Raw genomic sequence first — 19,030 nt, 5'->3', positions numbered from 1 at the left:
CAATGCCAAAACGTACCGACATAAAAAGCATTCTTATCTTAGGCGCAGGCCCGATCGTAATCGGTCAAGCTTGTGAATTTGACTACTCTGGTGCACAAGCGTGTAAAGCACTACGAGAAGAAGGCTTTCGAGTAATTCTTGTCAACTCGAACCCTGCAACTATCATGACTGACCCTGAAATGGCGGATGCGACGTACATCGAGCCAATTCACTGGGAAGTGGTAGAGAAAATCATTGAAAAAGAAAAGCCTGATGCAGTACTGCCTACTATGGGTGGTCAAACAGCATTGAACTGTGCGCTTGATTTAGATAAGCACGGCGTACTGGCAAAACACGGTGTTGAGTTAATCGGTGCAACTGCTGATGCAATCGATAAAGCTGAAAACCGTGAGCGTTTTGACGTAGCAATGAAAAACATTGGCCTTGAGTGTCCGCGTGCAGAAATCGCTCACTCAATGGAAGAAGCGCATGACGTGCTGAGCCGCATCGGTTTCCCATGTATCATTCGTCCATCATTCACTATGGGTGGTACCGGTGGTGGTGTTGCATACAACCAAGAAGAATTTGATGAAATTTGTGAGCGTGGTTTAGACTTATCACCAACAAATGAACTTTTAATCGATGAATCATTAATCGGTTGGAAAGAATACGAAATGGAAGTTGTTCGTGACAAAAACGACAACTGTATCATCGTATGTTCTATCGAAAACTTTGACCCTATGGGTGTTCACACGGGTGACTCAATCACGGTTGCACCAGCGCAAACTCTGACTGATAAAGAATACCAAATCATGCGTAATGCATCGATGGCGGTACTTCGTGAAATTGGTGTTGAAACAGGTGGCTCAAACGTACAGTTTGGTGTGAACCCAGTTGATGGCCGAATGGTTATCATCGAGATGAACCCACGTGTATCGCGTTCATCTGCACTTGCATCAAAAGCAACCGGTTTCCCAATTGCGAAAATCGCAGCGAAACTAGCTGTAGGCTACACGCTTGACGAGTTACAAAACGATATCACTGGTGGCAAAACACCAGCGTCTTTCGAGCCATCAATCGACTACGTTGTTACTAAGATCCCACGTTTTAACTTCGAAAAATTCGCAGGTTCAAACGACCGCCTAACAACACAGATGAAATCTGTGGGTGAAGTTATGGCAATTGGTCGTAACCAACAAGAGTCATTGCATAAAGCATTACGAGGTCTTGAAGTTGGCGCAACGGGCTTTAACCCAATTGTTGCTCTTGATGATCCCAAAGCAAAAGAAAAAATCATCCGTGAATTACGTGAGCCAGGTGCTGAGCGTATTTGGTACGTTGCTGATGCAATGCGTCACGGTATGAGCGTTGAAGACGTTTTCGAACTAACGAAGATTGATCCTTGGTATCTAGTGCAAATCGAAGACATCTTAAAAGACGAAGCAACAATCAGCGAAGTAGGTATGGCTGGTTTAAATGCTGAGTTCTTACGTAAGCTTAAGCGTAAAGGATTTGCTGATGCGCGTATCGCAGAAATTGCCGGTGTTTCTGAAGCAGAAATTCGTAAGAAGCGTCATCAGTTAGATATCGTGCCAGTATACAAGCGCGTTGATACCTGTGCTGCAGAGTTTAGTTCAGATACAGCTTACATGTACTCATCTTACGATGAAGAGTGTGAAGCGAATCCATCTGACAAAGATAAAATCATGGTAATCGGTGGTGGTCCTAATCGTATCGGTCAAGGTATCGAATTCGATTACTGTTGTGTTCACGCAGCATTAGCTTTACGTGAAGACGGCTATGAAACAATTATGGTTAACTGTAACCCTGAAACAGTTTCAACTGACTACGACACATCTGATCGTTTATTCTTCGAGCCAATCACGCTAGAAGATGTATTAGAAATCGTACGTGTTGAAAAGCCAAAAGGTGTTATCGTTCAGTACGGTGGTCAAACACCACTGAAACTTGCTCGTGAGCTTGAAGCGAATGGCGTGCCAGTTATTGGTACTTCACCAGATGCAATCGACCGTGCAGAAGACCGTGAGCGTTTCCAACAGCTTGTTGAGCGTTTAAACCTTCTTCAACCAGAGAATGCAACGGTTACTTCTTTAGAAGAAGCGATTGTTAAGTCTGCTGAAATTGGCTTCCCACTGGTTGTACGTCCTTCGTACGTACTAGGCGGTCGTGCGATGGAAGTGGTTTACGATGAAGACGATTTACGTCGTTACATGACAGAAGCAGTATCCGCGTCAAATGAAGCGCCAGTACTACTTGATCACTTCTTAGATAACGCAATCGAAGTTGACGTTGACGCTATCTGTGACGGTGAGCAAGTAATTATCGGTGGTATCATGGAGCATATCGAACAAGCCGGTGTTCACTCAGGAGACTCAGCGTGTTCATTACCAGCTCACTCACTAACTGCTGAAGTACAAGACATAATGCGTAAGCAAGTGACTGATATGGCACTAGAGCTTGGCGTAGTCGGTCTGATGAATACGCAGTTTGCTGTGAAAGACGGTAAAGTTTACTTAATCGAAGTAAACCCGCGTGCTGCGCGTACAGTACCGTTCGTTTCAAAAGCGACAGGTATCGCACTTGCTAAAGTAGCGGCACGTTGTATGGCGGGCCAGTCGCTGGCAAGCCAAGGTATTACAAAAGAAGTAATTCCTCCTTACTACAGCGTAAAAGAAGTGGTTCTGCCATTTGCTAAGTTCCAAGGTGTTGACCCAATCCGTGGCCCAGAAATGCGCTCAACGGGTGAGGTAATGGGTGTTGGTGAAACTTTCGCCGAAGCATTCGCTAAAGCACAATTAGGTGCAAGCAACACTTTACCACGCGGTGGTCGCGCGTTACTATCGGTACGCAACAGTGACAAACCACGTATCGTTGAATTAGCTAAAACCATGACAGCTTTAGGTTTTGAGCTAGATGCAACGGGTGGCACTGCAAAAGCGCTAGAAGAAGCGGGTATTGCAGTTCGTCGCGTGAACAAAGTATACGAAGGCCGTCCTCATATTCTTGATAGAATTAAAAATGGTGAATACAGCTACATTGTAAACACTACTGAAGGTCGCCAAGCGATTGAAGATTCGAAGGTGTTACGTCGTGGTGCGTTACAGCACAAAACTAACTACACAACGACACTGAACGCGGCATTTGCTAACTGTACTGCAAACCAAGCAGACGACCGTAGCAAGGTGACGTCAGTTCAGGAACTACATCAGCGAATGAACTAAGGAAATGTGCCAAGGGCGAGGCAATCGCCCTTGGGATTAAGTGAGAATAATATGCAATCAATTCCGATGACGGTTCGTGGTGCAGCATTACTGCGCGAAGAACTTAACGAATTAAAAACAGTTACCCGTCCTAAAATCGTTGCTGATATCGCTGAAGCACGTGAGCACGGTGATTTGAAGGAAAACGCAGAATACCATGCTGCTCGTGAGCAACAAGGTTTTTGCGAAGGCCGTATTCAAGAAATTGAAGCAAAGCTTTCAAATGTACAAATCATCGATGTAACTAAGATGCCAAAAACTGGTAAAGTTATTTTTGGTACGACAGTGACTATCGTTAATGTTGACACTGACGCTGAGGTTAAATACCAAATTGTGGGTGATGATGAAGCAGATATCAAAAACAACTTGATCTCTGTTAATTCGCCAATCGCGCGTGGTTTAATTGGTAAAGAGGTCGATGATGCCGTTACCATTAAAACGCCAAATGGTGAAGTAGAGTACGAAATCATTGAAGTTGAGTATATTTAGTAGCTTAACCAAGCATTGATGAAAACCGCAGTTTTATACTGCGGTTTTTTTATGCCTGTTTACTTCTGGTATATTATTCGGTACGTTGGCTGCTAGGTTCTTTACAAGAAGAGGTAATAGTGGTGAAAATTCAATATCCTAAAGCGCTATCTTTAGGCGATAGCATCGCCATTTGTGCTTTTTCTTCTGGTGTCGATAAGGCATATCATAAAAGATTAGATGTTGTACTCGAAGGGTTAAGTGCGAAGGGTTTTAATGTTGTTGAAGGAGACTGCTTACGTCAACAACACAATAGTGCAAAGGAGCGTGCGGCCGAATTGATGCAGTTTTTAACCGATGACTCGATTGCTGCGATTATGCCGCCTTGGGGAGGGGATCTTACCATGGAGATTTTACCTTTGTTAGATTTTAGCGCTATCAGTAACGCAAAACCTAAGTGGTTAGTCGGTTTTTCCGATATCAGTACGTTTGCTTGCGCACTCACTACGCGATGTGGCTGGGCTACACTGCATGGTGCCAATTTAATGCAGATTCATCCCGATGATAAAGATCCACACCTAGCGGCTTTATTTACCGCCATGGGTCTTGAAGAAACAGCATCCTTTAAGCAACTTGCTGCGCCTTTTTATCAGCAAGATCAGATTGATTACGCAACTAAACCTGATGCGAAATTCAACTACACAGCTGAAAGCCAATGGCGTTGTATTAACTATAAAGATAAGCGACAAATAGAAGTATCAGGTCGTTTGATTGGCGGCTGTATTGACACACTAGGCTTATTACTGCCTTCAAATTACTATGCATTGCATGAGTTTAAAAAGCAGTATGCACCGGAGGGATTAATTCTTTATTTAGAAAATGCAGAACTGAGTCCGATGGCGTTAGCACGGTGTTTATTATCTTTAAAACTTAATGATGTGTTTACTGATGTCAATGCCGTTATATTTGGCCGTAGCCCAGCAATTAATAACGACTGTTACTTTGATGAATATCAGGCAATTGAGTTAGCATTTCAAGGTAACTTATTCCCTGTTTTGACCGATGCTGATATTGGCCATGTTGCACCAAACCTTGCGTTGATCAATGGTGCATTCGCCACCATAACCGCAGATCTTTGTGAAGGTATGGCGACGAATGTTCAAATAGACACGGTGTTAAGTTAACTCAAAAGAGTTTAACTAAATAAACAGTACTCATACCAATGAGTAATGTCACAGAAACGCTCAATAAAGTGCCAAGCATGACATACTCAGTGAGCTGTTTTTCTTCGCTCGCTTTTAAATCACCAAAGCGAAAAATTGACTTTGCAGCGAGTAGGAATCCTACTCCTGCGTATTCCCCCATAAGTATAAAGCTTAACATCAGTCCTCGCTCTAAAAGGCCTATACTGTGGCCTGCCGCAGGGATGCTGCCAGATGTAGCAAAGCCTTGTGTTATTTTTTCAAGCATCATGCGAATAAATACTGAGCTTGGATTTAATACGAGTATGTAAGCACAGATAACAAAAAGCGTATCTATAGCAATCAGTTTTTGCCAAATAAGCGCATAAAATTCATCATAATCGGTTAACCACACAGCTAGCATCACCAGCACAATACTATGTGCAAGTTGATCAAGCAGAAAAGGAATGACCCCTTTATTGGAATAGGATTTTGCTAAATCAATGAGGAAGTGACTAAGCATAATTAGCAGTGTTGCGTAGACAACACGTGCAAGCTCACTCCAGCCATAATTAAACTCCCAAAGAGCTAAAATGATAAACGAAACAATGCCGTGCGTTAAAACATGCAAATACAGTTTTGTCGCGCGAAAGTGTCGGCTGTTTCGCTCATTAACCCAGCTCATTGGCTGTAGATAAAAGTCAGCAACTAAGTGCGCTAAAAATAGGGCGATAAGTAATAAGGTAAAGCTCATGCTATCAATCCTTTGAGTATTGTATGGCTGTACTTGATAAAACGTTCGACTAATTGGTACTGAGCAAGGTTTAGTAATTTGGTCACATTTTCTCTGCTTGTATTGAGCTCTTTTGCTAGTTCTGCGTGACTATTATTGCTTGCTGTAAGGTAATTAAATAAAGCATTCGCTTGTTTTTGGCTCATTTTTTCTAGCAATACCTCTATGAAGGCAATATTGAGTAAAAATCCTTCATCGAGATGATTATTTTCCACTTTTATTGTTAATAGCTGATGAGTCATATTATCTAAGCCTTGACCGGATAACGTATACGCACTTCCTGTGGCTGTTTTAATATCGGCGCGAGGATTCTCGACTGTGCCAATGGCCATACTTTGACGTAATTCATAGTTAGCTGCTTTCATTTGTAAATATAAGAGTATTGCTACATGACAGACAGATTCAGGTGTTTGTAGCTGTAATTGCAAAGCATCACCACGATAAATACTAAAACTACTTTCAAAGCGTTGAGTAATAAAACGTAAGCTTTGATCGAGTTGGTATAGCATTGCATCATATTCTTGTTGTGGGATTCTTTGTGATTTAATTAAATCCCCAGTGATCACTGCTATCATAGCGCATCCTCTTACTGTAACTAAAACTAGTTACTTGTCCAGATGTAACCAAATTTGGTTACTGTTGTTCATGTAACCAATTTAGGTTACTTTTGAGTGAATTACAAGTAAGTCGTGCTCCAGTAGCAAGATATAAATTATACAAGGTGTATTATGCAAACAATTGAAAAGCCGAGAATTGCTATTTTTGTCGACGTACAGAATATTTATTACACCTGTAAAGAAAGTTATGGAAAAAACTTCGATTACAACGCCTTTTGGGCAAGGATGCAGGAGCTGTATACAATTGATAGTGCTATTGCCTATGCAATTTATCGTGGCGATGAAAAGCAATCACAATTTCAAAATATTTTGCGAGCAATAGGCTTTGAGGTAAAACTTAAGCCATTTATTCAGCGCCGGGATGGCAGTGCAAAAGGGGATTGGGATGTGGGTATTACTATTGATATGCTTGAAAATGCACGTAAAGTAGACAAAATGGTGTTGCTGTCTGGCGATGGTGACTTTGCATTGTTATTAGGGCATCTAGCACACAACTATCAAATTTCTTGTGATGTGTATGGGGCAGAACACTTGACTGCTGATGTACTAAAAAATGCGGCTGAGAATTTTTACTGTATCGACGACGGATTGTTACTTAATAACCGCAGAGAATAGCAATAAATATTCCTATTTAAATAAATTGTTTAACTAAAGTATTATTTCGGCTAAGCTAATATGAACTAGACTCGTTCATAGTTACAGTAATATGCGCTTGGAATGGCTCTTTTAATTCAAATAAACAATAAGAACAAGACATACCAAGTAATTGCTAGGTCTGTTTCAAATTTCTTTTCTGTTAATAAAGCTTTTTAATTCAACAAATTAGAAATAATTATGAAAGTTATACGAATTTTTATGAAAAATGTAATGACAACGCTGTCATTTATTGTGTAACATTAAATCAACATGGGTTGAGATGATTTCGCATTCTGATAAGAAAAAATAGTGCGATTTATACAAAAACTAAACGAAGGTTAGGGGTCGTTAAATGATGGCGAAGAGTGTGAGTGAGGACCAATTGTTTATTGGTATCGATGGTGGCGGAACAAAGTGCCGAGCAACCATTTACTCTGTAAAACATGGCGTATTAGGGACAGGCTTAGGCGGTCCGGCAAATCCACTACATGGTTTGGAGCGCACACTTGAATCTATAATGGTCTCAACTCAATTAGCGTTGCGTGATGCTGGGTTACCGTTAGAGACGGTACACCAACTCTATGCAGGTTTAGGCCTTGCAGGTGTTAACTTGCCGAGCCTTTACGATAAAATTATGGAGTGGGAGCACCCGTTCAAACAAATGTTTTTAACGACTGACTTACATACGGCTTGTATAGGCGCTCATGAAGGCAGTGACGGTGCAGTCATCATCACAGGCACTGGCTCATGTGGCTTTTCTTGTGTGAATGGGCAAACCAGCAATTTTGGTGGCCATGGTTTTGCATTAGGTGACAAAGGCAGCGGTGCTTGGATGGGACTTGAAGCGATAAAAGCAACGCTGTTGGATTTAGATGGGTTAGGCTCAAAGACCTGTTTAACTAAAGTCATTACTGAACATTTCTCGGCTGATAACGCAATGGCTATTGTTGAGCAAATGTCAGGTCAACCATCTAGTAGTTATGCAAAACTTGCTCGCTATGTGTTTAATGCAGCAAATGAGCAAGATGCGGTGGCACTTGCTATTGTTAAAGACGGTGCAGAGTATGTGAGTAAACTTGCACACCGTTTATTAGAGAACAAACCACCACGTTTGTCTATGATAGGTGGTTTAGCAGAGCCGTTAAATAAATGGCTAGACCCTGATATCGCTAAGCTTGTAGAAAACCCAATTCAACCACCTGAAATGGGAGCGGTATATTTCGCACAACAGTCTGTGTTAGAACAAAGCCAAGAGGTAGCAATTTAATGACGATTTTTCATGCTCAGTCACTATTTACCGGCGAAGAATTTTTAAACGATCGTTATTTTAGTGTAGATAATGGGGTATTCACCTTAACTGAAGCAAGTACCGATGCGGTTAAGCTAGATGGGCTCGTGGTGCCTGGTTTTATTGATGTGCAAGTAAATGGTGGTGGTGGTGCATTTTTTAATGCAGAGCAAACCCCACAATGTTTGCACAATATTGCGAAAGCGCATGGTCGATTTGGTTCAACTGCGATAATGCCAACTCTCATTACTGATAAAGTAGAGGTGATGGCGCAAGCTGCTGATGCAACGGCAGAGGCAATTGCCCAAGCAGTGCCAGGTGTGTTAGGTATTCATTTTGAAGGCCCACATTTATCCTTACCTAAAAAAGGTACTCATAGTGAACAGTTTATAAGGCCTATTTCAGAACAAGAGTTTGCGATCTATGCACGTCAAGACTTGGGCATAAAAATGGTGACGCTGGCACCTGAAAATGTCAGATCAGAAGATATAACGCGATTAGTTGAATGTGGCGTGAAAGTAAGTATTGGCCACACTAACGCTGATTTTGCAACGACTAATAAAGCATTGGCCGCAGGCGCTGATGGTTTTACACATTTATTTAATGCAATGTCGGCATTTACCTCGCGAGAGCCTGGTGTAGTTGGCTCTGCCCTTTGGGATGATAACAGCTGGTGTGGCTTAATTGTTGATGGTCATCATGTTCACCCATCGTCAGCCAAATTAGCGATTCGTACTAAGCAACGCGGTAAAGTTATGTTAGTAACTGATGCAATGCCTCCTGTGGGCACTGACGATATGGAGTTTGATTTCTTTGACGGTCGAAAAGTTATTCGTACCGGTGACCGTTTAAATTCGACAACAGGCGAACTTGCGGGCAGTGTGCTTGATATGGCAAGTGCTGTACGCAATACCGTTAATACATTGGATGTGAGTTTAGCTGAAAGCTTGAGAATGGCGTCTTTGTATCCTGCACAATATCTTGGTTTGAACAAAAAGGGCCGTCTGGTAAATGGCTTCGATGCTGATTTTGTTGTACTTGATGAGCATCAGTATGTAAAAGCAACTTATATTGCAGGTAACGCAGTTTAGAACTTCCCTGTAAAAACCCCGCCGTTGTATCGCGGGGCTTTTTGTATTAAAGGTAATAAAATGACAACAACACAACCTACAAAAAAACGTTTAGCTTCTCTAGATGCATTACGCGGCATGGATATGTTTTGGATCTTAGGTGGTCAGTCAATATTTGCAGCACTTTTTGTGCTAACAGGCTGGACAGGCTGGAAGCTATTTGAAGCACATACAGTGCACAGTGAATGGCACGGTTTTACTTTTTACGACTTAATATTCCCGCTATTTATTTTCCTATCTGGCGTTGCGATGGGGCTTGCACCAAAACGCATTGATCACTTAAGTTGGGATGAGCGTAAAGTGTATTATCGCAAAGCTATTAAGCGCTTATTACTGCTTTGTTTTTTAGGTATTTTATATAATCACGGCTGGGGTACAGGCATGCCGATGGCGTTTGATGAGATACGCTACGCCAGTGTATTAGCTCGAATAGCCATTGCGTGGTTTTTCTGTGCCATGTTGGTTTGGCATACAAGCTTAAGAACCCAAGTCATAACAGCGGTATCTATTTTACTTGGCTACTGGTTACTGCTTAGCTTTGTGCCTGTACCAGGAGGCAGTGCCGGAGACTTATCTGCTGCTGGAAGTTGGAATGCATGGTTCGATAAGTATTTACTACCAGGGATTAGTTATCAAAATCGCGTTGTAGACCCTGAAGGCGTGTTGTCTAATGTGCCAGCGATTGTTAACGCACTTATGGGGGTGTTTGCAGGACAGCTTATTGCACGAGCACAACAAATTGGTGAATGGAAAATGTCTGGTGTGTTATTTATTTCAGGCATTGTTAGCGTAAGCTTGGGTTGGCTCTGGGATTTACAGTTTCCGGTAAATAAAGAGTTATGGACGAGCTCTTTTGTATTGGTGACCGTAGGGTGGAGCGCCATTTTATTAGCCGTGTTTTATGCTTTGGTTGATATATTGCCAGGGCAGCGAGTTGCGTATCCATTTGTTATTATAGGTGCTAATTCGATCATTATCTACCTAGCCTCGAGCTTAGTGAACTGGGGTTATGTAAGCCAAAGTGTTTTTGGTGGTGTTATTCGCGCGGTTCCTGATTTATGGCAGCCATTAATAGCCGTGGTAGCATTACTTGCTGTACAAATGCTTGTGTTGCATTGGATGTACCGTAGAAAAATCTTTGTCAGTGTTTAGTTAACGCTGATTGAAAACGTTATTTTTTATTCACTTTTACTTTACAAAGTCAAATCGAAAAGTGATAATGACAGCGTTGTCATAATGGTTATAACTACTGTACCGTATCCTGGCAGTGGTTTGATCTAAAACTCGATTCGATTGCACGTGGGGTCGGGTTTTAGATCCCATTTTTTTTCAATTTATAATTAGAGCTAATCAATATGCAAATAGTCATTCTTGATGATGCCGCACAAGTGGCAGCCTACGGGGCTAACATCTTTGCTAAACAACTTATAAAAAAACCAGCATCAGTACTTGGCTTGGCAACTGGCTCAACACCTGTTGCGTTATACCAAGAGCTTATCGCAAAAAATAAAGCGGGTGATATTTCATTTAGCCAAGCGACAACATTTAATTTAGATGAATACTTAGGTCTTACAGGTGAGCATCCGCAAAGTTATCGATACTTTATGAATGAGCAATTATTTAATCACGTTGATATTAACAAAGATAACACGCATGTTCCGCCTGGAGATGCAATCAACCCGTTAGTTGCGTGCAATGAATATGAGCAAAAAATTGCAGCATCAGGAGGGGTTGATGTGCAATTACTTGGTATTGGCCGTAACGGTCATATAGGTTTTAACGAGCCGTCTTCAGGTCTTACCTCGCGCACTCGGGTAAAAACACTTACCAAAGCAACCATTGATGATAACGCACGATTCTTTGACGAAGGCGAATATCAACCGCATTTATCAATCACTATGGGGATTGGGACTATCTTAGAAGCCAAAAAAGTAGTGCTATTAGCGACGGGTGAAAGTAAAGCTGATGCGGTACAGGCAATGGTTGAAGGTCCGCTCATGGCAAAGTGCCCAGCCTCTGCATTACAAATGCATAAAGATGCTGTCATTATCATTGATAAAGCAGCTGCAAGTAAATTAGAAGATTTAGCGTTCTACCAGCACATTGAAGCTGAGAACCAAAAACTACAAGCGCACCTAGCGACCTTGTAAAATTGTGAGAGAGAGCAAAAAAGCCCATTTGGGCTTTTTTTATGCCTGTTATAAATTGGGTTTATCATCAGCTTATGGTAGTTTTAGGGGGTAAATAATTTCAAAGGAACGCCATGCTGAATTACTCTCAAATGCCACTGGACCGTGCCTCTAATCATCGAAAAGATCCTAAGTGGCTAAAGGCGAAAATTAATTCTCAGAGTCGCTGGTTACTTGTTAAAAATAATCAGAGTCTATTTGTTAAAGGGTGCCCTGAGGTGTGTTACTTGCGCCTATCTCAGGTTGATCATCTTGATTTATCGAAAGGTATTTTACTTGGCCTTGACGAGCAAGGAATTGCTCATTTTGCGTTAGATGTAAGCAATGTGCCTGATTCACTTATTGACCCTGTTCTTGATGGTACTGAGTTTGTTGATATACGCAAGTTAGGCCCTCAAGTTGAACTAAAGCAAGGCTCGATTGCTGCACTTGCTCGTGGTCTTTGTTTTTGGCATGCAACCCATCGTTTTTGTGGTCGATGTGGCCATGAAAATAATATGGTTGAAGCAGGGCACTCTCGCCTATGTGAGAACCAAACGTGTCAGCATCAAACGTTTCCTCGCACTGATCCTGCCGTCATTATGATAGTGAAAAAAACTTTTTCAGATGGGATTGAGCGCTGTTTACTCGGTCGTCAAGCAAGCTGGCCTGAGGGCGTATTTTCAACATTGGCGGGGTTTGTTGACCCAGGTGAAACACTCGAGCAAGCTGTCGCCCGAGAAGTCATGGAAGAAGCTGGTATTGCTGTCACTGATATTCAGTATATAGCTTCACAACCTTGGCCTTTTCCATCTTCAATCATGTTCGGTTTTATGGCAACAGCAGTGTCAGAAGACATTCAGGTTGATAAAGATGAATTAGATGATGCTAGGTGGTTTAGTCGTGATGATCTTAATCAATTTGGCCAATGGCATGAACAGGGCAGTCACCTAAAATTAACCCGACAAGACTCTATTTCTCGATTCTTGGTTGAGCATTGGCGCAACCTGTAAACTAGATTGGAATAACGATGACAAAGACAAATAAAAATACTCAAATAGTGAGTGCAGGGCGTAAAAAAGCATATACCCAAGGCGTGGTGAATCCGGTCGTACAGCGCGCATCAACCGTGGTTTTCGACTCGGTTTCTGAGTTAAAAGAAGCCGCTAAAAAACGGGGTGATAAAACGCTTTTTTATGGTCGCCGTGGTACCACCACACACTTCGCACTACAAGAAGCCATTGCTGAACTTGAGGGCGGTGAAGGTTGCGCACTTTATCCATCGGGTGCGGCTGCAATAAGCAATGCGTTGTTATCGTTTGTGAAAACGGGCGATCATATTTTGATGGTTGATACGGCTTACGAACCAACTCGTGATTTTTGTGACAAAATATTAGCAGGCCTTGGAATTGAAACAACCTATTACCCACCAGGTATCGGTGCAGGCATTGATGAGTTAATAAAAGAAAATACCCGTGTATTATTTTTAGAATCACCAGGCTCGATTACCATGGAAGTGCAAGATGTACCCGCTATGGTCGCTAAAGCGAATGAGCGTGGTGTCATGACGATGCTAGATAATACTTGGGGTAATGGTCTGCATTTTAGACCGCTTGAGCATGGGGTGGACATTAGTATCCAAGCTGCGACTAAATATATTGTTGGCCATTCCGATGTAATGATGGGAGTGGCGGTTGCTAACAAAAAATACTGGTCAACACTGAGAGAAAACTCATATCTATTAGGCCAATGTACGTCTGCTGATGATGCATATTTAGCATTACGTGGCTTACGCACTATGGCTGTGCGTTTAAAACAGCACGAGCAAGCCGCCATTGAAGTTGCTAAATGGCTTGAAACACACCCATTGGTTGATCATATTCGCCATCCGGCCTTTGCGAGCTGTCCTGGTCATGAGTTCTTTAAACGTGACTTTGACGGGAGTAATGGCTTATTTTCGTTTGTAATGAAGCAAGGAAATCAACAAGCGATAGATGCGTTTTTAGATAGTTTGCAGCATTTTAAAATGGGCTTTTCTTGGGGCGGATACGAAAGTTTAGTTACTGCAAATTTAACGATGAAAGGGCTCCGCTCTGAAACAGGTTGGACGCAAGGCCCAGTGATCCGCTTGCATATAGGCTTGGAAGATGTAACAGATTTGCTAGCCGATCTAGATCAAGCTCTTGGTGTTTACGAGAACCATTTGTAGTTCAAAAGTTTATACTTTGTTACATAAGAGCCGCAATGCGGCTCTTTTTTTTCTGGTAATTCAAGCTGTTTCACCTTAGTGTAATTCCAATAATAATATTCATTAAGGATTGTGAGTGACGCAGTTACACCCTAAACGTCTTGCGCAAATTGCTCAATTTGAACTTGTACGACTATTTTTGACCAAACGTGGTTTGCTAGCGGTTGCTGCATTCGCCATTTGTTGGTTACTTATTTTACGCTATCCCATAGCTGAATCTGTGAATTTGATTAGCTCCCCTGAGTTTGCTGACTTTGCTAGGCAGGCGTTTGGTGCTATCGGTATCAGCCGGTTGCTAGATTGGCCTGAATCAGAGCTAGCGATGTACTGGCTAATCGCTTTATATAGCTTCCCTTGCTTTTGCTTGTTTTTATGTAGTGACCAAACTGTTGGAGACCGACAGCGTGGTACGCTACGCTTTTTGTCACTACGGGCAACCCGTTCAGAGATTATAATTGGCCGCTTTTTAGGGCAATTATTAATCTTAGCAGCATTGTTATTTGTTACTCTGATGGCAACGCTTGCTATGTTGACGTATCGTGAGCCAAGTTTATTTCTTTCTGGTTTTTCAAGAAGCCTGACACTCTTAGTGTTTCTGCTAATTACTGTAATGCCGTTTATTGCTTTAATGAGTTTTCTAAATACGTTTGCGCGCTCATCTCGTCTTGCATTTGTGTTAGCTATTTTATTTTTTGCTGGCGGCAATATTATTATTGGTTTGCTTACTTGGCAGCTGCCTTTACTTGACGTTCTATATTATTTATTTCCTGGCTACCAAATCGATGTAGTCGCGGGACAAAGAGCAGGCATGATGTTAGGGGTCGGTTTACCTGTTTTACAAACAGTTGTGCTGCTTGCGGTGGGTGAACGAATTTTTGCAAGGAGCTCACTATGACAGTATTAATTCAGGCACAAGGTTTATCAAAAAACTATGGAGCTAAGCGAGCGCTTGATAATGTCAGCTTTGAAATAAATAAAGGAGCGCCAGTTGCACTTGTTGGCCCTAATGGTGCTGGTAAAACAACCTTATTTAGTTTGTTATGCGGTTATATTTTACCAAGTTCGGGGCAGTTATCAGTGTTGGGCCACGCCCCAGGTAGTGCGGCTTTATTTGGTAAGCTTACGGCATTACCACAAGATGCACAGCTTGATCCGCGTTTTAGTATTGCGCATCAATTAAATTTTTATGGTCAACTGCAAGGTTTAAGTGGCACGGTTCGTAAAAAAGAAACAGCACGTGTTCTGGAACTTGTGGGTTTATCTGAAGTGGCTAAACAGCGCTCAGACGATCTTTCTCACGGGATGCGTAAGCGAGTCACAATTGCGCAAGCACTTATAGGTGAACCTGAAATTGTAATGCTTGATGAGGCGACTGCAGGTCTGGACCCTATCCACGCGCGTGAGGTTCGTGAGCTTGTGAGCTCTTTAAGCAATGAAGCCACATTTATTTTAAGCTCCCATGATCTAACCGAACTTGAGCGTTTATGTTCGCAAGTATTACACCTAGATAAAGGGGTATTGAGTGAGCATCAAGCGCGTTCTAGCACACAAGATAATAAGCATTATATAACACTACAATTGAATCAACGTTATGATGATGTAGAAGCTAAGCTTGCAAGTCTTGCCCAGGTGCATCATGTTTATATGAGCCAGGCAAAAGAATATGTCATTGAATTTGAGCAGACTGTCGAACCATTTGATATCAATCTATTACAGTTTTGTTATCAACAAGGTTGGCAGTATCGTCAACTAGTGAATGGTCACACACTCGAAAACCAAATTTTTCATAAGGAGAGTTAGTTATGGGTTTACTAAGTGGATTAATGGGTAATGCTAGCGAAGTTGATAATGATGATCTAGAAGAATTACTTGCCAACACGCTTATCGCGGGTGAAACAGTGCAAAAGGCCTATAAGGTTATCCGTGATATGTTTATCTTCACCAATAAAAGATTGATTATTATTGATAAACAAGGTGTTACGGGGTCTAAAGTGGAAATGCTAAGTATTGCTTACTCAAAAATTACTAAATTTAGTAAAGAAAGCGCGGGGCATTTTGATTTAGATGCAGAGCTGAAAATCTGGGTAGGGTCAGATCCTACTCCGATCAGCAAAGACTTCAAAGCAGGTGATAACATTAATGAGGTTTATAGAATAATTAGTGAGTTTTCATTATAATGCATTGAAAATAAAGTGATTTATAATATAGTTGGTGTTGAATTGAAAATTCGGGCCAACTTTTTCTTTACATTTGCCGACAATTTATTACAATTAGTTGATTAAAAACAAGGAGTTAGTTAAGTTCCCGTTCAGTTTTCTCGCGTTAGCATGTGCCCAACTTAGCCATTTGGCTAGTTTTGTAGCAATTAAAACAATGTTTATAGGGAAATCTGTTTATGAAAAAGTTAGCAGTTATTATTTCGAGTATGCTTCTTTCAACTGCCGCGACTGCTGCGGACAGTTATCAATCAATCAGCCACTTAGGGTATACGGACACCGATGGCAATGACACAGTAAGTGTTGATTCAATTTATTACTTTGCACCAAAGAACACTATGGGTCCTTACGACCAGTTTGAGTACATCAACAAAACGACTAACGTTTATGGTGCTTATTCAGACGATGATTTTGGTGATGTATTAGGCTTAGGTGGTGAGTACTTTGTAGAAGATTTTGTATTCGGCGCTGGTTACAACAACTATGACTCAGATTTTGGTTCAAGCACAGATGTATTTAACGTTTCTGCTGGTTACTTCTTCAATCCAAACTTATTATTAAAAGCGACTTTCGTTGACGTTGAAGACGGTGACAACTCAGTGATGTTTGATCTTAAGTATAACCACCAGTTAAACAGCACTGATTACATTGGTTTTACTTTAACTGCTGATGACGAGTTTGATTACCGCGCAGTAAATGCTAAATACTTCGTAGATCTGCAACAAGGTAACTACCTTACAGTTGAAGGTACAATCTCTGATACAGATGATAACGGTAGCTCATGGGAGTTAGGTTCTAACTACTATTTCTCTAAAGCAACGTCAGTATTTGTAACGTTTAACAAAGAAGATGATTACAGCTTTGGTGCTCAACACTTCTTCAATAAAAACGTTGGCTTAAAAGCGGGTTACGGTAACAACTGGGATGACTCAGATTACGATGCATACTTTGCTAACGTAAGCTTACAGTTCTAATCATTAATTTGATTGTAAAAAAGCCCGCATCATGCGGGCTTTTTAGTTTTTAGTATCTTACCATCCGCACTGACGGTCTTTATTTTGCTCATCAAGGTATTTTTGTAATGGCGCAAAGTAATCTAAGATTGCTGTTGCATCCATTTCTTCTTTCCCCGTTATTGTAGCAAGGGCTTCTTGCCATGGGCGACTTGAACCCATTGCTAACATCGCATTCAGCTTTTCACCAGCCTCTTTTGAGTTATACACTGAACAGCGATGAATCGCTTCTTTGTTACCAGCAATTTCACATAAACTTCTGTGGAAGTCGAATTGTAAAATATGCGCTAAGAAATAACGCGTGTAAGGGGTGTTACCCGGTACGTGATACTTAGCACCTGGATCGAAGTCTGCTTCGCTACGTGCGATAGGCGCTTGAACGCCTTGATATTTTTCACGTAGTTCCCACCAGGCTTTGTTGTAATTTTCGGGTGTTACTTCACCTGAGAATACTTTCCAGCGCCATTGGTCAACTAATAAGCCAAATGGGATAAAGGCGACTTTATCCAGTGCCATTTTCATTAATAGACCGATATCTTTTGATTCATCAGGCACTTCGTCTAATAAACCAATTTCTTTTAAGTAGTCAGGTGTAACAGACAGCGCAATAGTGTCACCAATGGCTTCATGGAAACCATCGTTCGCACTTTCTTGATAATAAATAGGTTGCGTGTTGTAGGCGCGCTGGTAGAAGTTATGGCCTAACTCGTGGTGAATAACAGAAAATTCCTCACCGGTACGCTGAATACACATCTTGATACGTAGGTCATCTTTGCTATCTATATTCCATGCTGAAGCGTGACACTGTACGTCACGATCTTGTGGTTTAGTGAATAGTGAGCGTTCATAGAAAGTGTCTGGTAATGGCGCAAAACCCATTGAAGTAAAGAACTTCTCGGCGCCACGCACCATTTTCAGTTCGTCGTAATCATGTTTTGCTAATAACTCTGTTACGTCGTAGCCAGGATCTGCATTTTCCGGCGCAACTACATCGTAGATATTCCCCCAAGTTTGTGCCCACATATTACCTAACAGATGCGCAGGAATTGGTTGGTCTTGAGGGACCTTATCTTCGCCATACTTTTCACCGAGCTTGGCACGAACATGGCAATGTAATGAATCATAAAGCGGTTTAACTTGACCCCAAATACGGTCAAGCTCTTTTGCAAAATCATCCGCTGGCATATCGTATTTACTACGCCACATAGCACCAGTATCTGCATAGCCAAGCTCTTTAGCACCTTCGTTAGTCAGTGCAACTTGCTGCTCATAAAGTGGGCGCATCGGTTTGGAAACTTGGCGCCAACCTTGCCATAAATCCAGTAGTTCATTGTAGTCGCGGCTTGTCGCCATTTTCGCGGTCATCTCGCCAAGGCTTAAGCAGCTACCATCTTCTTTACAGTACTTACCTTTACCATAAATACCACCTAGTTCAGCAACTAACTGTGAGAGTTTTGCTGTTTTTTCAGCATCCTGTGGGGCAGGCAAAGTTAGCGCTAGTTTTAGCTTGTCTAGCTTACGACGCGCATCGTAATCCAGTTCTAAACTATCGAATTTTGCAGCTTCATTAGCAAGACGAACAACAGCTTCGGTCATCTTACGATTAACCTCAGCTGATAACTCTGCAGTATCGTGCGTGATGAAGTTGGCATAAATCCACTCAGCGCGACTTGCTTCTAAATAAAGCGCACTTAACTCTTTTTCTGTATCGGCGATAAATTTAGCAGCATCTTGCGGTGTCACCTGACTTTTTTTGATTTCAGCCGTAGCTGTTTTGGTATTTGTAGCGTCATCATTACAGCCTGAAAGTGCAAGTGCACTGGCCACCATGAGAGCGCTCATACTGAGTTTAAATGGAGTCTTTTTCATAACATTCCCTAGAAGTTTATTGTTATTTATTGCCCCTGCATAATAGCAGCGTCTTGATAAACAACAAACTATGTAGATGAGAACAATTTACGAGATGTGGCTTACGTTGTATTTATTGCACGATCAGTCATACTTGAAGACAG

The 19,030-nt window shown here is 41.7% G+C and carries 17 protein-coding genes; 14 read left to right on the top strand and 3 right to left on the bottom strand.

The window, feature by feature from the left end; translation table 11 throughout:
* Positions 1-2 precede the first annotated feature (2 nt).
* From carB to L3V41_RS08945, 3 genes are all read left to right on the top strand, one after another.
* Complete coding sequence (carB, locus tag L3V41_RS08955; protein ID WP_062570755.1) at positions 3-3,221, top strand: carbamoyl-phosphate synthase large subunit; 3,219 nt, start codon at positions 3-5, stop codon at positions 3,219-3,221.
* 51 nt (positions 3,222-3,272) lie between these two features.
* The gene (greA, locus tag L3V41_RS08950) at positions 3,273-3,749 is read left to right on the top strand and encodes a transcription elongation factor GreA (protein WP_062570756.1); all 477 of its coding nucleotides are present in this window, start codon (positions 3,273-3,275) and stop codon (positions 3,747-3,749) included.
* Between the two features lie 119 nt (positions 3,750-3,868).
* Positions 3,869-4,912, top strand: a complete 1,044-nt coding sequence (locus L3V41_RS08945; protein ID WP_062570757.1) for a S66 peptidase family protein — start codon at positions 3,869-3,871, stop codon at positions 4,910-4,912.
* A gap of 1 nt (position 4,913) precedes the next feature.
* On the opposite strand, the gene L3V41_RS08940 is transcribed toward L3V41_RS08945, so the two are convergent.
* Together L3V41_RS08940 and L3V41_RS08935 are read right to left on the bottom strand one after the other, a co-directional pair.
* Complete coding sequence (locus L3V41_RS08940) at positions 4,914-5,663, bottom strand: DUF3307 domain-containing protein (protein WP_062570758.1); 750 nt, start codon at positions 5,661-5,663, stop codon at positions 4,914-4,916.
* Positions 5,660-6,277, bottom strand: a complete 618-nt coding sequence (locus L3V41_RS08935) for a hypothetical protein (RefSeq protein ID WP_193988667.1) — start codon at positions 6,275-6,277, stop codon at positions 5,660-5,662. Before L3V41_RS08935 ends, L3V41_RS08940 begins: the two co-directional genes overlap by 4 nt.
* A gap of 153 nt (positions 6,278-6,430) precedes the next feature.
* On the opposite strand from L3V41_RS08935, the gene L3V41_RS08930 reads away from it, so the two are divergent.
* The 11 genes from L3V41_RS08930 to L3V41_RS08880 all read left to right on the top strand — a co-directional run bounded on the left by L3V41_RS08930 (position 6,431) and on the right by L3V41_RS08880 (position 16,979).
* Complete coding sequence (locus L3V41_RS08930; protein WP_062570760.1) at positions 6,431-6,934, top strand: NYN domain-containing protein; 504 nt, start codon at positions 6,431-6,433, stop codon at positions 6,932-6,934.
* 373 nt (positions 6,935-7,307) lie between these two features.
* Complete coding sequence (locus L3V41_RS08925) at positions 7,308-8,222, top strand: BadF/BadG/BcrA/BcrD ATPase family protein (RefSeq protein WP_062570761.1); 915 nt, start codon at positions 7,308-7,310, stop codon at positions 8,220-8,222.
* Positions 8,222-9,334 carry an N-acetylglucosamine-6-phosphate deacetylase gene (gene nagA / locus L3V41_RS08920; protein ID WP_062570762.1) on the top strand — a complete coding sequence of 371 codons (1,113 nt, stop codon included), beginning with the start codon at positions 8,222-8,224 and terminating at the stop codon, positions 9,332-9,334. Before L3V41_RS08925 ends, nagA begins: the two co-directional genes overlap by 1 nt.
* A gap of 60 nt (positions 9,335-9,394) precedes the next feature.
* Positions 9,395-10,525, top strand: coding sequence for a DUF5009 domain-containing protein (locus L3V41_RS08915; RefSeq protein WP_062570763.1), 1,131 nt, complete (start codon positions 9,395-9,397; stop codon positions 10,523-10,525).
* A 203-nt stretch (positions 10,526-10,728) separates the two neighbouring features.
* Entirely contained in the window at positions 10,729-11,523 is a 795-nt protein-coding gene (gene nagB, locus L3V41_RS08910; protein WP_062570764.1) for a glucosamine-6-phosphate deaminase, read from the top strand.
* A gap of 113 nt (positions 11,524-11,636) precedes the next feature.
* Positions 11,637-12,554, top strand: coding sequence for an NAD(+) diphosphatase (gene nudC, locus L3V41_RS08905; RefSeq protein WP_062570765.1), 918 nt, complete (start codon positions 11,637-11,639; stop codon positions 12,552-12,554).
* A 17-nt stretch (positions 12,555-12,571) separates the two neighbouring features.
* Positions 12,572-13,750, top strand: coding sequence for a cystathionine beta-lyase (locus L3V41_RS08900; RefSeq protein WP_193988671.1), 1,179 nt, complete (start codon positions 12,572-12,574; stop codon positions 13,748-13,750).
* Between the two features lie 115 nt (positions 13,751-13,865).
* Positions 13,866-14,684, top strand: coding sequence for an ABC transporter permease subunit (locus L3V41_RS08895; protein ID WP_062570767.1), 819 nt, complete (start codon positions 13,866-13,868; stop codon positions 14,682-14,684).
* Positions 14,681-15,589 (top strand): ABC transporter ATP-binding protein, encoded by a 909-nt coding sequence (locus tag L3V41_RS08890; RefSeq protein ID WP_237127606.1) that lies wholly within the window; start codon positions 14,681-14,683, stop codon positions 15,587-15,589. The genes L3V41_RS08895 and L3V41_RS08890 overlap by 4 nt, the downstream gene beginning before the upstream one ends.
* Positions 15,590-15,591: 2 nt before the next feature.
* Positions 15,592-15,966, top strand: a complete 375-nt coding sequence (locus L3V41_RS08885) for a PH domain-containing protein (RefSeq protein WP_062570769.1) — start codon at positions 15,592-15,594, stop codon at positions 15,964-15,966.
* Between the two features lie 218 nt (positions 15,967-16,184).
* On the top strand, positions 16,185-16,979 hold the full coding sequence (locus L3V41_RS08880) for a putative porin (RefSeq protein ID WP_062570770.1): 795 nt from the start codon (positions 16,185-16,187) through the stop codon (positions 16,977-16,979).
* Positions 16,980-17,036: 57 nt separating this feature from the next.
* Here the strand turns inward: L3V41_RS08880 and L3V41_RS08875 are convergent, their stop codons facing one another.
* Positions 17,037-18,887 carry a M2 family metallopeptidase gene (locus tag L3V41_RS08875; protein ID WP_237115120.1) on the bottom strand — a complete coding sequence of 617 codons (1,851 nt, stop codon included), beginning with the start codon at positions 18,885-18,887 and terminating at the stop codon, positions 17,037-17,039.
* Positions 18,888-19,030 lie beyond the last annotated feature (143 nt).

The organism is Pseudoalteromonas sp. L21 (assembly GCF_021728035.1).
Taxonomy (GTDB): Bacteria; Pseudomonadota; Gammaproteobacteria; order Enterobacterales; family Alteromonadaceae; genus Pseudoalteromonas; species Pseudoalteromonas arabiensis.
Note: the sequence above shows the minus strand (reverse complement) of the source record. Positions and strands in the feature narration are given on the sequence as shown.